10 protein-coding genes are annotated in these 14135 nt (G+C 53.6%); 6 read left to right on the forward strand and 4 right to left on the reverse strand.

The genetic code is table 11. From position 1 onward, the window contains the following. Complete coding sequence (locus SH580_RS00555) at positions 1–438, reverse strand: DUF695 domain-containing protein (protein ID WP_319833054.1); 438 nt, start codon at positions 436–438, stop codon at positions 1–3. A gap of 106 nt (positions 439–544) precedes the next feature. Here SH580_RS00555 and SH580_RS00560 point away from each other — a divergent pair, with 106 nt between their 5' ends. The 4 genes from SH580_RS00560 to SH580_RS00575 all read left to right on the forward strand — a co-directional run bounded on the left by SH580_RS00560 (position 545) and on the right by SH580_RS00575 (position 5729). Then, positions 545–1405, forward strand: a complete 861-nt coding sequence (locus tag SH580_RS00560) for an HAD family hydrolase (protein ID WP_319833055.1) — start codon at positions 545–547, stop codon at positions 1403–1405. A 164-nt stretch (positions 1406–1569) separates the two neighbouring features. Then, the gene (locus SH580_RS00565; RefSeq protein WP_319833056.1) at positions 1570–3426 is read left to right on the forward strand and encodes a sulfatase; all 1857 of its coding nucleotides are present in this window, start codon (positions 1570–1572) and stop codon (positions 3424–3426) included. A gap of 20 nt (positions 3427–3446) precedes the next feature. Then, positions 3447–4901: a sulfatase family protein gene (locus tag SH580_RS00570; RefSeq protein WP_319833057.1), complete on the forward strand. Its 1455-nt coding sequence runs from the start codon at positions 3447–3449 to the stop codon at positions 4899–4901. Positions 4902–5243: 342 nt separating this feature from the next. After that, complete coding sequence (locus tag SH580_RS00575; RefSeq protein WP_319833058.1) at positions 5244–5729, forward strand: hypothetical protein; 486 nt, start codon at positions 5244–5246, stop codon at positions 5727–5729. A 78-nt stretch (positions 5730–5807) separates the two neighbouring features. On the opposite strand, the gene SH580_RS00580 is transcribed toward SH580_RS00575, so the two are convergent. Both SH580_RS00580 and SH580_RS00585 read right to left on the reverse strand, forming a co-directional pair. After that, a complete protein-coding gene (locus tag SH580_RS00580; RefSeq protein WP_319833059.1) occupies positions 5808–7196 on the reverse strand; it encodes a sulfatase-like hydrolase/transferase in 1389 nt (462 codons plus the stop codon). 3 nt (positions 7197–7199) lie between these two features. Further along, complete coding sequence (locus tag SH580_RS00585) at positions 7200–9041, reverse strand: arylsulfatase (protein WP_319833060.1); 1842 nt, start codon at positions 9039–9041, stop codon at positions 7200–7202. Positions 9042–9123: 82 nt separating this feature from the next. Between SH580_RS00585 and SH580_RS00590 the strand changes: the two genes are divergently transcribed. Next, positions 9124–10968 (forward strand): sulfatase-like hydrolase/transferase, encoded by a 1845-nt coding sequence (locus tag SH580_RS00590; RefSeq protein ID WP_319833061.1) that lies wholly within the window; start codon positions 9124–9126, stop codon positions 10966–10968. A 24-nt stretch (positions 10969–10992) separates the two neighbouring features. Next, on the forward strand, positions 10993–12534 hold the full coding sequence (locus tag SH580_RS00595) for an acetylxylan esterase (protein WP_319833062.1): 1542 nt from the start codon (positions 10993–10995) through the stop codon (positions 12532–12534). A 75-nt stretch (positions 12535–12609) separates the two neighbouring features. On the opposite strand, the gene SH580_RS00600 is transcribed toward SH580_RS00595, so the two are convergent. Continuing rightward, the gene (locus tag SH580_RS00600) at positions 12610–13989 is read right to left on the reverse strand and encodes an IS4 family transposase (RefSeq protein ID WP_319831254.1); all 1380 of its coding nucleotides are present in this window, start codon (positions 13987–13989) and stop codon (positions 12610–12612) included. Between the last annotated feature and the right edge of the window lie 146 nt (positions 13990–14135).

Genomic DNA, 14135 nt, shown 5'->3' on the forward strand with positions numbered 1-14135 from the left:
TCAACTGCAGATTTGGTATACCTGGCGCAGAGCCTCCCAGTCGGGATCGTCCTGCACGTGTAATTCGATCGGCAACTTTGGCATGGATTTGAGTGCTTGATTGATGCGCAGGGCGACTTCGTCGGTGTCGGACAGATAGAAGTTCCACTCTCTCAGGCCAGTGGTCGTGTATACGAAGGCGAGAATTGCTAAACGGTCTGAGTCTAGCACATCCAGTAGTAATTCTTCAAAGTCCTTCATATCGGCGCTTTGGGTGTCGGTCGGCATGCCGCTGTCGTCTGCAGGGGCAAATTTCCAGATGATCGTGAGTTTGCGCGGGTAGTTTTCATCCGCTAGAAATTTCTGTAAGCTGGGGCGATAGCGTAACACAGTCGGTTGCTGCGGATTTTTGCTTTTGGCGATGTTCCAAGCGTCGGAATTGGCGGCTGCAATTTTCATAAAATGATAGAAGTTCTACGGTTTCGTTTGAATGCGATTCGATCAATGAGTGGATCGTTTTGAATGGTGCGTGACAAGATTTTGAATCTATTTATCAGTCATTTGGATGATGAACGCTGATATTAAAATCATATTTCAAGATGTAGATGGTTGTCTGAATCCAGAGGACGGTGAAGCGTTCGGGGTCGCGGTTGATTGGGAGCCGTCGTCGGCTCAGGTGACGATGCTAGAGGCGATTGATGCGGCAGTGGATGCGTCGACACTCGAGCATTTCGTAATCAATACGGGGCGGCCTTGGCCTCTGGTGCGAAATTTGGTGAAGCACTTCAAATCGCCCAAGTTGCGTTACCTGTTACTGGAACACGCCTGCGTGCTCTACGATCGAGAGCAAGATCTCTTCGTCAATTGCGCGGAACTGGCGGAGCATTATGGATTATCCGAGCTATCCACTCGTTATCGTCAGATTGAAGTGATTCAGACTCTTTTTGACTGGTATCAAAGTCGTGGGCAGGCGCAACTGGAAGCACATTACGCTACCGACCTCACGCCAGTGGAGAAGCTCGGGAATTTATCGATTGTGATTCCTGAAGGTGTCGATGGCGAAGAAATGCTAGCACGCATCGAGGCGCTGGCACGAGCGCAGTTGGATGAGCGTGAGATGGATCAATTAGATTTTTTACGTTCAGATCGATACCTCGATATCTTGCCAGGCATCCACAAATTAGATGGCATTCACCTGCTGAGCGCTCATTTTGGCTTAAGTTTGGATGCAGCCATGGCGGTGGGGGATTATCTCAACGATCTCTCAGTTTTTGAATCCTTTAGTCGTGTGATGTGCCCTGCAAATGCCCATCCAGAGATTAAAGAGCTGGCGCAATCGAAAGCTGAGTCTGGGCATGTGAGTCACTTGTCCTACGGAGCGGCCTTGCTGGAGTTGCTCGGGGCTGGCTGTGTGGACGCGGGATAACCCTGAAAGTGTGTCCCCTCACGTATACTGTGGATACACAATGGGGTATCGAGCTGCTATATTAGGAATCTGCTTTGCATCAACGACAAGCTGTTGAGCTGGCACTCCAATTCTTCCCAAGACTCGGGCACATCTGCGCGCTGGTGTCTAAAAAGCATAAAGTTATGAAATCTAAGCATTTGATTCTATGTCTGTGCGGCCTTTGGCTCGCGCTTTTGACGACAACGCTAACTGCCGCGCCGCGGCCTAATATCATCATCTTTTATGTGGATGACCTGGGCTGGCAGGATGTGCAGCTCAATGATGTGGATGACCCTTGCGCTTTTGAAACGCCCAATATTGTGAAGCTGGCTGAAGCCGGTATGAACTTCACGCAGGGTTATTCGCCCGCACCGACTTGTTCGCCCTCGCGTGCGGGGATTATTACTGGACAGCATCCCGCTAAGATTGGTCTGACGCATGTCAGCTTGGGCGCATTAACCAGCGGTAAAAAGAGCGATCCCTTGCTGGAGCCTTATCTGCAGGGGCATTTGGACCTCAACATTTTAACTTTGGCGGACGCATTGAAGGCCAACGGCTACCGCACGGGGCACTCCGGCAAATGGCACGTCGGACTGAACGCTGCCAGCTACGGCTTTGATGTGGTCAATCAGGACCGTGGTCCCCATCGCGGCATGGGGGATCGCACCAAGGATTTTGCGACGGCCAAGGATAAGCAGTATCCACTCAGCAAGGAGAAATATCCCCCGTTCAGTGATAAGAAGCCCGAAGGCATTTCCTATCCCTACGATGAAGTAACCGAGTCGGCCTTAAAATTCATCGACGAGAGCGGCGAGCAACCATTCTTCCTGAATCTCTGCCATTGGATGGTTCACTGGCCGGTCTTAACCCGCAACGGTGAGCTGCTCGAATATTACTGCGACAAATTTGGTCAGCCCTTTCCGCCCAAACCCGGTGACATGACCTTGCCAGGGCAGCAGAACCCTTATTTCGCCGCCATGGTGACCACAGTCGACTGGAGTCTCGGGCGTATCGTGGACTACCTCGAAAAGACTGACGATCCTCGCAATCCAGGAAAGAAGTTGATCGAGACGACATATATCTTTTTCTCGTCGGATAATGGTGGCGTGGAAACGCACGGCAAAGAAATTATTTCTGATAACGCGCCCTTGAAATATGGTAAAAAGCATTCCGAAGAGGGCGGCGTGCGGGTGCCCATGGTGATTGCCGGGCCCGGGATTCCACAAGGCAGTCAATTTGACGGCCTCATCAATCAACTCGATTATTTCCCCACCATCCTGAATTTGACGGATGCAAAAATCGCAGCAAAAGACGCGAAAGAACTCAGCGGGCTCGATATTACGCCGGTCCTGCAAGGCAAATCCAGGCAGGTGCTCGATGCATCGGGGAAGGCGCGCGATTATTTGTTCTGGCACTTCCCGCACAACAGCATGAGGAGCATGAAATCTGCGATTCGCAGCGGTGATTTTAAATTGTATAAGCGGTATTTCACCAACGACTACGAGCTGTATCAATTAGAGGAAAATGGTCAGCGCAAGGACTACGAAGAGATGAACGATCTGGCGCAGAATCCGGAATACAGTTCAGTCGTCGAGCGTCTGGGGGCCATCTTGGAAGTCGAACTCGCTGCCAATCATGCGGAGGGGCCTTATTTGAATCCGGATTACACAGATAAAAAGACGCCCTCTGCGGACTTAGGGGATTCCAAATTTGACCGTGGTAGTCGTCAAGCGACACTCTCAACCAAGTCTTCCGGGCCAGCCATTGAAAAAGCCTATGTGATATATCGGCCGGAAAATCCGGGGCAGAAGCATCGGGACCGGAATTTCGAAAGTAAGCCCAGCGATATCGAACTTCCAGGTATGCGCGAACCCGCCAGCATCAGTGCCGACGGCTACAGCGTGCGTGCGAATATTCCTGAGGGGATCAAGGCTTACTGCTTTATGATCATCGATGTGAATGGCTATTTGCACTACAGTCCAACCGTGGCTGTTAAATAGTTGTTCTACTTTGTAAATTGATGAACATAAAATCTACAATAGTTCGGACTCTGTCCTTTGTATCCCTTTTGCTCGTTGCTCAGGCTGAGGAGACAAAGCCAAACGTCCTGTTTATTTTTTCAGACGATCAAGTGTATGAGGCGATCGGAGCCTATGGTCTGATTGATATCGATACGCCGAATCTGGATCGCCTGGCAAATGAGGGCACGAGCTTTAGCAAGGCCTACAATATGGGTGCCTGGACGGGCGCCATCTGTCGCGCCAGTCGCTCATCCATGAATTCAGGTCGATTTATTTGGCAGGCAGAAGCGGCCAGCCAAGCCATTGGGAAGGGAGAGCTTCAAAGCTGGTCTCAGCTGATGGCTGAACGAGGCTACGAAACCTACATGTCGGGCAAGTGGCATGTGCCGGAGGTGAGTGTGCCGAAGGTCTTTGATCACACAGGCACTGTGCGCGCTGGTATGCCGAAGCAAACCCCCAGCGGTTATAACCGCCCTAAGAATGCCGCGGATTATGAGCAGGGCTGGAAGCCTTGGGATACCAGCAAGGGTGGCTATTGGCAGGGGGGCAAGCACTGGAGCGAGGTCTTGGCGGATGAAGGTGTCGGTTTCATCGAAATGGCAGCCAAGAAAGAGCGTCCGTTCTTTATGTATTTGGCCTTTAATGCGCCGCATGATCCGCGCCAAGCACCGAAGGAATATATCGAGCGCTACCCATTGGAACGGATCCAAGTGCCCGAGAACTTTGTGCCTCAATATGCGGATCAAGGTAATAAGGGAGTGCCAATTATTCGTGACGAGAAATTGATGCCCTTTCCGCGAACGGAGTATGCGGTGAAAGTGAATCGTCAGGAGTATTATGCGCTGATTACGCATATGGATGAGCAGATCGGGCGAATTCTTGCTGCGCTGGATGCATCCGGTAAGGCGGATAATACCTGGATTATCTTTACATCAGACCATGGACTGTCGCTGGGCCATCATGGCCTGGTGGGGAAGCAGAACATGTATGAGGATGCCATGGCCGCACCGTTTATCGTGTGGGGGCCGGGGGTGAAATCCGGTCAAAAATTGGACACCCCCATTTACATACAGGATGCGATGGCGACTGCCTTAGACATCGGCGGAGAGGTGCCCGAAGATATCGATTTCAAGAGCGTGCTTCCCTTGTTGGATGGTAGCGTCGAACAAATTCACGATTCGATCTACGGTGCTTACATTGATACCCAACGCATGTTGCTGCAGGATGACTGGAAGCTGATTGCCTATCCTAAGTTGAAGAAGGTGAAACTCTTCAATCTAGAGAAAGATCCGCAGGAGATGCATGATTTGTCTCAGAATCCTGAATACGCTGAACAACTGCAGATGATGATTCAATCACTCGAGGATCGCATGGACAGCCTAGGCGATCCGATGGAGTCACTTTCAAAGGCAAACTACCCTAAAAAGCTGAAGAAGAAGGTCGAGGACCATTAGTTATTTTGCCAACTAGGGGGAAATGAAGAGCGAAGAACTGACCTTGGCGGAACTGTTGCAGCAATTGGATTTGACCACGTATCAGTATAAATTGTATAGCCAAAATGCTGGGGCGACCTGGGAGTTGTAGAACCTTCTGAATGGGGTTTCGATGAAGCTTAAGTCAGAGGTCAGAAAACGGAAAACGGAAGCCAGTCAGTGTTAATCAGTTAGTTATGAAAATCACGGCATCCGTCATTTTGACGAGGCACATTCTTTGGTCGCGATGTGACGTTAGTCACGTCTGTCGTCGACGGGCTTCGAGCTTTGGTGGACCTTGCTAGCGCAAGTTCGCTACGATTTATGTTCTCTTGTAGCGATGTGACGCTGGTCACGTCTGTCGTCGACGGGCTTCGAGCTTTGGTGGACCTTGCTGGCGCAAGTTCGCTACGATTTAGATTCTCTGGTAGCGATGTGACGCCAGTCACGTCTGTCGTCGACGGGCTTCGAGCTTTGGTGGACCTTGCTAGCGCAAGTTCGCTACGATTTATGTTCTCTTGTAGCGATGTGACGCTGGTCACGTCTGTCGTCGACGGGCTTCGAGCTTTGGTGGACCTTGCTGGCGCAAGTTCGCTACGATTTAGATTCTCTGGTAGCGATGTGACGCCAGTCACGTCTGTCGTCGACGGGCTTCGAGCTTTGGTGGACCTTGCTAGCGCAAGTTCGCTACGATTTATGTTCTCTTGTAGCGATGTGACGCTGGTCACGTCTGTCGTCGATGGCTACGGGCTTCGGTGGACCTTGCTAGCGCAAGTTCGCTACGATTCATATTCTCTTGTAGCGATGTGACGCCAGTCACGTCTGTCGTCGACGGGCTCCGAGCTTCGGTGGACCTTGCTGGCGCAGGTTCGCTACGATTCATGTTCTCTAGTCACGGCGTGTCTTGGCGTAGTCTTCACACACGTCTTCGAACCAGGCGAGTAGCTCGGATTCCATTTTTTGCACGCGTTGGGGGCGGTAGAAGGCGAGGTTGTTTGCTTCGTTGGGATCGTCTTTTAAATTGTAGAGCTCGACCGGGGGCGGCGTGGGGAGGGCGACCTCGGGATCGGGATCGGTGATGATGCCGTTTTTAATAAAGTGCTCGGGCTCATACATGGAGACGTTGAGCCATTTGATGTCGGGCACTTCGAAGGCTTCGGGCACGAAGGGGCGCACGAGTTTCCAGTCGCCGTCGCGGATGGCGGCATTGTATTCGATGAGCGGGGTGTAACGGTTCCACTGCCAGCAACGTTGAGGATTGTGGGCGGGCACTTCGCCACGCAGCACGGCGCTTTGATCGACGCCGTCGAGTTTGACGCCTTTGGGATTGTCGATTCCGGCCAGGCTCAGGATGGTCGGCAGCCAATCCGTCATGTGGAAAAAGGCGTCGCCGCAGGTTTCTTTGGGATCGAGTCCGGCGGGCCAGCGCATGATGGCGGGCACGCGAATGCCGCCTTCGTAGGTGGAGCCTTTGGAGCCGTGGAGCTGGCAATTGAAGCGGTCCAACGAGCTGCCGGCTTCGTTGCCGAATTGCGGGCCGTTGTCGCTGGAAAAAATGATGAGGGTGTTTTCACGCAGCCCGAGCTTGTCGACATTTTCCAGCAGTCGCCCGATGTTGCGGTCGAGACGGCGGATCATGGCGTAGAGCGTTTTGACCGCTTCGCTGAGGTCGTTGCGGTCGCGGAAAACGGCCATGTCTTCCTCTGGCGCCTGCAGGGGAGTGTGCGGCGCGTTGTAGGTGAGGTGTAAGTAAAAGGGATCGTTCTTGGGGGCGCGTTGGAGAAAGTCGACGGCCTCGTCGGTCCAGTAATCGGTCAAATAGCGACCGTCGGTGCGGATGACGCGGTTGCCGGATTCGAGGCGCCAGTCGTAGTAGTCGTGCATGCCACCACGGAAGCAGATGGCTTCGTCGAAGCCGCGCTTTTCCGGCTTGTAGCGCGGGTCGAATGCGCCGAGGTGCCATTTCCCGATCAGGCCAGTGCGGTAGCCGGCATTGCGCAACATGTCGGCGATGGTGACTTCATTGAGGTCGAGCCGTTCCAGGCCGCGCCATTCCAGCGTGTCAATCGAGCCCGTGCGGTGCGGGTAGCGACCGGTGAGCAGGGAGGCCCGCGAGGGATTGCAGACTGGGGAGCTGGTATAGTGCTGCGTGAGGCAGAGGCTCTCTTGCAGGAATTGATCCAGGAAAGGGGTCTCGCTGAGGCCTTTGTTGAAGAAGCTGAAGTCGCCGTAGCCGAGGTCGTCGACCAGGATGTGAATGATGTTTGGGCGTGTCATGACTTAAAGGGAATCGAGATATTCAACACTGACATAGAAGGCACCATGCGCAGGGCGCTTGTTGCCGGCGTATTCGAAGAGACTTTCCAGTGTGGTGATGCCTGCCTCGATGGGGAGTTCAAAGTGGACCGCGCGTTGACCGGCGGGAATCGCTTGTGTCCATGTTTGCTCGCCCAGTTGCAGCGTCGCTTGATTGGCCAGAATGCGTGCTTCACTGGCCGGCGCTTCGGGAGGCAGATTGCGCAAAGTGATACGATAGTTACCCGAACGCAGGAACTGCAGCTGCCAAGCGCCGACGGGCGTGATGTTTTTCAACGGCTCCGCGGCAAGAATGCTGCGAACGTAGCCCTGATTCCAGGGGGGATAATAACCGTGGCTGTCTTTAAGTCGAGAGGCGCCCCAGTCCATGCAGGTCAAATCAGCGACTGGCTGCTCGGGACTGCCGACCATGATCGGGGGCACGGTTTCCAGCTCGGATTGCAGGGAGTCCCACCATTGGTCATACTGTTTTTGCAGGGGGGCATACACCTCCGGATACTCTTTGGAGACGTCGTTTTCTTGGCCACGGTCGTTTTCCAGATCGTAGAGCGCCCGGCCCTCAACCAGCGCAAAGCGTTCATTGCGGATGGCGCTGCCGGGATATTTGCACTCGTCGAGTGGGCTGTGGTTGGCCCAGCGACCGACGTGGGTGACGATGCTGCGGTCGGGCCAATTCTTGAGTGACTTGTTTTGCAACAAGGGCTGAAGAGAGCGTCCGTCGACTGCGGTGCTGTCCGGCAGCGGGAAGCCTGTCAGCTCAGCCAGGGTGGGGAAGAGATCGCTGATACCCGTTAATTGCTCCACCGCGCGACCACCCTCGATGCCACCAGCGGGCCAGCGAATGAAACAGGGCACGCGCACGCCGCCTTGGTAGGGGCTCGCCTTGGTGCCGCGTAAACCGGCGTTGTATTCCATCTCTTGCGGGCGACCACCTTTGGCGCTGCCGTTGTCGCCCATGAAGATGACGATGGTATTATCTGCCAAGCCCTCGTCGTCCAATTTCTGCAGCAGTTCGCCGACCTCGCGGTCGAGGTCATCGATCATGGCGTAGAAACGCGCCTGGGATTCGGGCAGCCCTTTATCCAGATATTTTTGGGCCAGCTCTTCGTGGATTTGTAGTGGTGTGTGTGGTGCATTGTAGGCGATGTATGCAAACCAAGGCTCTGGCTCGGATGACTGGATCCACTGCCAGGCGGCGTTGGTAAAGATGCCCGTGCAGTAGCCTGTTGTCGGCACCCACTTGCCATTGTGTTGGATCATGGGGTCGAAGTATTGATTGCCCCAATAATCCGGGGTTTGTCCGATGCCGCCACCTAGGTGGATAAAGACTTCATCAAAGCCGCGGTCTTCGGGGCGACTGGGAAAGGTTTCTCCCAGATGCCATTTTCCAAAGATTCCTGTGCGATAGCCGGATGCTTGCAGGTGAGCGGACAGTGTGGGCACGTCAGGCTTGAGCAGGCTGCGGCCGCTGATGGTGTGGGTGATCCCGACTTTAAATTCGTGTTGTCCGCTCATCAATGCCGCCCGGGTCGGGGAGCAAGTCGGCGAGGCCATGAAGTCCTCCAAGCGCACGCTACTGTGCGCAAAGGCGTCCAAGTTTGGCGTTTCGAGGGAGGGATTGCCATAGAAGCCCAGGTCCGAGAGGCCTTGGTCGTCGGTCAGAATAATGAGCACATTGGGGGCTTGTCTCAGGGGGGCGGATTCGACGGCTCGCTTGACCGTCGCGTTGCCGAGAGCTGGGCCGCTTGCGGCGAATAGGAACACAAGGGCACTGAGTGCGGTCTTTAGTTTGAAGTCGATGTGCATGAATAAGCAGAGGTTCTGTCTTGACTGTATGAATTGCAAGTTGATAGTATTAACATTTATCCCGTATTTTCAAATGAAATTTATGTCATCCAAAAGAATACTTCTGGCGACCGCCTTTTTATTAACTCTGTGTGCACGCGTCACGGTCTTTGCTGCTAGTGAGGCACCGAAAAGCCCGAACATCATATTTATCCTGACCGATGATCAGGGCTATGGTGACTTGCAGCGTCACGGGCATCCGTATTTACAAACGCCAAATACCAATCGTTTGCATGATGAAAGTGTGCGCTTTGATCGTTTTTATGTGAGTCCTTCCTGTTCGCCGACACGTGCGGCCTTGATGACTGGGATGCATGAGTTTCGTAATGGTGTGACGCATACACTGATCCCGCGTGAGCATTTGAATATTGAAGCGACGACCTTGCCGCAGCTTTTGAAGACGGCGGGTTACAAGACCGGGTTTATCGGTAAATGGCACTTGGGGGGGAGTCGGGGCTATGCGCCCGATGCGCGTGGTTTTGACTGGACGGCGACCAATCCGATGGGGCCGCGCAAGCACTTCGATCCCGAGATCATTCGCAACGGCGAGCGCACGCAGCGCGAAGGCTTCCGCGAGGATATCTTTTTCGATGAGGCGATGACCTTTATCGAGGAGAGTGGGGATCAGCCCTTCTTCTGCTACTTGGCAACCTATTCGCCGCACACTCCATTGGGCGCGCCTGAGAAATTTATCGCCCCTTTTCGTGAGCAAGGTCTGAGTGAGAAGCATGCGACCTATCTTGCGATGATTGAGAACGTGGACTATAATGTCGGCCGACTGCTGGCCTTCATGGAAGAGCGCGGCTTGGATGAGAACACCATTGTGATTTTCATGAACGACAACGGCGTGACTGAGGGTCTGGATGTTTACAATGCAGGTATGCGCGGCTGCAAAGCGACGACCTGGGAGGGGGGCTCGCGTGCGATGTCTTTCTGGCGCTGGCCGAATCATTGGAAGCCACAAACACATGACAATTTGACTGCGCACGTGGATGTCTTGCCGACGCTTTGTGAGCTGGCCGGGGTGGACGTGCCTGAGGATTTACAGTCTGAGTTGGAAGGCTACAGCTTGCTGCCATTACTGGAGTCGGACGAGGCGATGAGCTGGCATGATGACCGCAGCCTGTTTCACCATGTCGGTCGCTGGCCCAGTGGCCTCGCGGAGTCGCACAAATATGCGATGGTGAGTGTGCACAAGGGAGACTATTTACTGGTGCGTAGCGCGCCTTGTGGCGATCCCGCTTGTGAGGATTTCCAGAGCCAGTGCACGACGATGCGTGCGGTTTATAATGGGCTGACCAAGACGACTTATGCCGACGGCACCGCGCAAATGCACTGGGGCACCACGCCGATGGGGCATTGGGCTTTGTATAACGTAGTGGAAGACCCTGCCTGTCAGAACGACCTTTCGCGCACACACCCGGAGCTCGTCGCGAGCATGGCTGCATCTTACGATGTCTGGTGGGATGAGCTCTATCCGACCATGATTGAACGTGGTGGTGATTTGGGCGATCCATTGGCGAGTGCGCATGCTTCCGCCCGTGCGAAGCAGTGGAAAGGTCCGACTTCGGATGCTCAGTTGAAGGGCCAGGCGGCCGCGACAGCAGCGGCGGATTCGATGTCACGCTTTGATCGTATCGATGCCAATGGTGATAGCAAAATTACACTGGCAGAATATGTCGGCCCCTTTTTGAAGCAGATGTCCATAAAGGATGCGAATCATGATGGCATGCTGAGTGTCGCAGAGTTCGATGTGCCACACTTTAAGTCGGTGGATACGGATAAAAACGGTCAACTTTCCGAGGCCGAGATTCGTCAATTTTATGCGGAGCAATTCGAGCAGATCGATCGCGACCAGAGCGGTTCGATTAGCGCCGACGAAATGTAAAATCGCACCCCAATGATACCCCTTTTGAGATTCTGCCTAGCGGCCACGTTTGTCGGCTTTTTGTCGGCAAATGCGGCCTCGGGGGATGCGCATGTAAAGAAGTTACATCAGCGCTTGGACGTCAATCAGGACGGCTTGATTTCGCCGCAGGAATATCAGAACTACTGGAAGGAGCGTTTTCAGCGGCGCGATAAAGACAAGAATGGTCTGATTAATGACGCCGAGTTAGGTCGTGGTAGTATCAAGCCCTTGGATCGTAATCGGGACGGGGTGATATCGCTTGCGGAGGAGGTTCATTTTAGACAGAAGCTTTTTGACCTTATGGATAAAGACCGAGATGCCTTGCTGACTCTGTCCGAAATGAACGATCGTAGTCAGTCGGAATCTGCGTCTGAAAACTCGAATGCAGTGCCGAGCGCTCCGCTTGATTTTGTGGCACTACGCGCAAGCGTGGAGGCATTGTCTGAGTTGACGGATACGCCAAAAATGTGGCTGGCAGAAGGCTTCGATTCTACAGACGATTTAGCGGCCGTGTATTTCGATGCCTTGGATTGGAAAGGTCAGGCGACCAAAGTATTTGCCTGGCTTGGCTTTCCCAAGGAGCGCAAGGAGAAGATGCCAGCGATTGTGCTGGTGCATGGAGGCGGAGGCACCGCTTTTAAAGAATGGGTGGAGCTTTGGAATGCCCGTGGGTACGTTGCCATCTCGATTGGGGTCGAGGGGCAAACGAGTCGTCGGGCTGGGAAAGGATGGGCTCCGCACGAGTGGGCGGGACCTCAGCGTCAGGGCATCTATGGCGACTCGTCTGAAGCGCTGACGGATCAGTGGATGTATCATGCTGTGGCGGATACGATACTGGCGCATTCACTGCTGCGTTCTTTGCCGGAAGTGGATACCGACCAGGTAGGCATTATGGGCATCTCCTGGGGCGGCGTGATTACCAGCACTGTGATCGGTATCGATGCTCGTTTTGTCTTTGCCATACCAACCTATGGCTGTGGCGGTTTGGCTACTGCGGCGAACCAATACGGGCGGGCATTGGGAAATAATCAGGTTTATCAGCAAGTTTGGGATCCGATCTTGCGCTTGAATCAGGCCTCAATGCCGACCTTGTGGTATTCATGGCCGGGCGATCAGCATTTTCCGCTGGATATACAGGCTGCCAATTATGCGGCGACTCCCGGGCCTTATATGGTTTCGCTGGTTCCGAATATGGGGCATAGTCATAATGCCGCATGGGATCGACCCGAGAGTTATGCCTTCGCCGATAGTGTGACGCGTGAGGGCGGTATGTGGTGTCGACAAGTGAAGAGTTCGTTACGTAAAGATACATGTCGGGCGACTTTTAGGTCGAGTAAGCCGCTGGATGCGGCTGTGTTGGTTTCCACTGTGGATGGAGGCGTTACGGGAGATCGGCAATGGGTGGAAACGCCCCTAGCGCGCCCGGAGCCACGTGGTGTGAACTGGATCGTGCAGGCAGAAGTCCCCGAGGGCAGCACCGCATGGTTTATTAACGTCAAGTCTGGCGATTTGGTCGCTAGTTCAGGCTTCTTTGAGGCAGAGTAAGCTGTAAATTTACTTCGAATTCTAGTTCTTGTATCATTCGTCTCGGTTCGGAGTGACGGCTTTAGCCCAATGTCTTTAAGGATTGGTGACTTCTATAGTTTTAACAACTCGTTTTGACTGGGCAACTTTAGTTTTTGGCCAGTCTTTTGTGGGTTGTCGTAGGGTTCTGGGGCAAGTTCTAGGTCTTCGTTTTTTAATAACGGCATCATATATAAGATCATCTAAGAGTCGCTGTATCCACTGAGCCAGCGCTTGCGGGGTGATCAAGTCTGCACCGACTTGCAGTAGCTCGCACAGTGCGGCTGTCTTGTGCAAAACCTTGGCAAAGCTGATGCGCAAGGGCTCAACGCCTGCGGCAGAAGCGACGCTTTGGCGCTGCTTGGCGATCAGCGCGGCCGCTAAGAGCATCGCGAGCACTTCTTGGGCGGCGGTTTGCGGAGTGAGTGCGTCAAGTAGTTCTCCGCGGGCGTGCAGGTGGCTTTTGAGTTCTCGGAAGAATAACTCTTCCTCCCAGCGTGCGGCGTAAAGGGCGATCAGTTCTGTGGCTGGGCTGGTGGTGTCATCGAGCAGACTCGTCCACAAGCGTATTTGAAGACACGAACGGTGACCATTCTGGTCTTCATAGCAGACTCGACCATAGATCTCACGTAGTTCGAGGACCCCCACCTTCTTGCGTGTGGATGGATCAACCGCTTTGACTTCGACTAGCCATGAACCATCCGCGAGTTGCCGCGTGCGCTTGGCTTTGAGATTAGACTTTATCCGAACCAGAACGTAACTGTGTGTGCGCCGGAGCATTGACCAGAGTCCCCAGATCAGCGAAGGATAACCGAACAGTCGGTCGGCTAAAAGCAGACTGCGCTCGGGCAGATCCTGAGCCGCAAACAGTTGCCGCGCGAGTGTCAACTCGCCCTCGCCTTGCCAGCCTAAACGGGTGCCCAAAGGTTGGTGCATACCCAATTCCACCAGGACAACTGCCAGCAAATGCGCGAAAGCAGGTTCACCGCTACCGCGGTTGCAAGCCACTTTTGAAGCCTGTTCATTAATGGTTCCGGTATTACGTAAATTGAAACGAGTCCCGTCGATGGCCACCAACCGATATGCATGATAAAAGGCCTGCACATCTCGCTCACGGTCGGCTAACGGACGTAGTGCGATAGGCAGTATCTCTTCGATCAGCTTCTCGCCAATCGACAAGGCCCGCTGGCTGAGCGCGCTGTCCGAGATGCGCACTCCGGATACCGCCTTGGTATTAGACGAGAAAGTACCCGAACGTGCCAACTCATGGTAGACCCTGGACATCAACCATTCCCAGCCATTTAACTTGGCTTGGCCACCACCGCGAGGACCGTGCTGCGCGAAAATCAGAGCGCAACTCTCACGGCTAAATAGCTCCTCAAAGGCAGCTGGAAAATTAGAAAACAACGGTAAACACAAAGAGGTGGATGCGCTCATTCATACAAAAGAAGCAATTGTCCTAAAAGTACGAGTCTTAAATGATTACGCTAACTAAAATCCAATCCTTAAAGGCGGGACTCCAAACTGAGTATATAGGAAACGCATCTTGGTCCGTATTTGTTTAGGAAATCGCCTCACAAATC

The sequence above is a fragment of the Coraliomargarita algicola genome, from assembly GCF_033878955.1.
Classification (GTDB): Bacteria; Verrucomicrobiota; Verrucomicrobiia; order Opitutales; family Coraliomargaritaceae; genus Thalassobacterium; species Thalassobacterium algicola.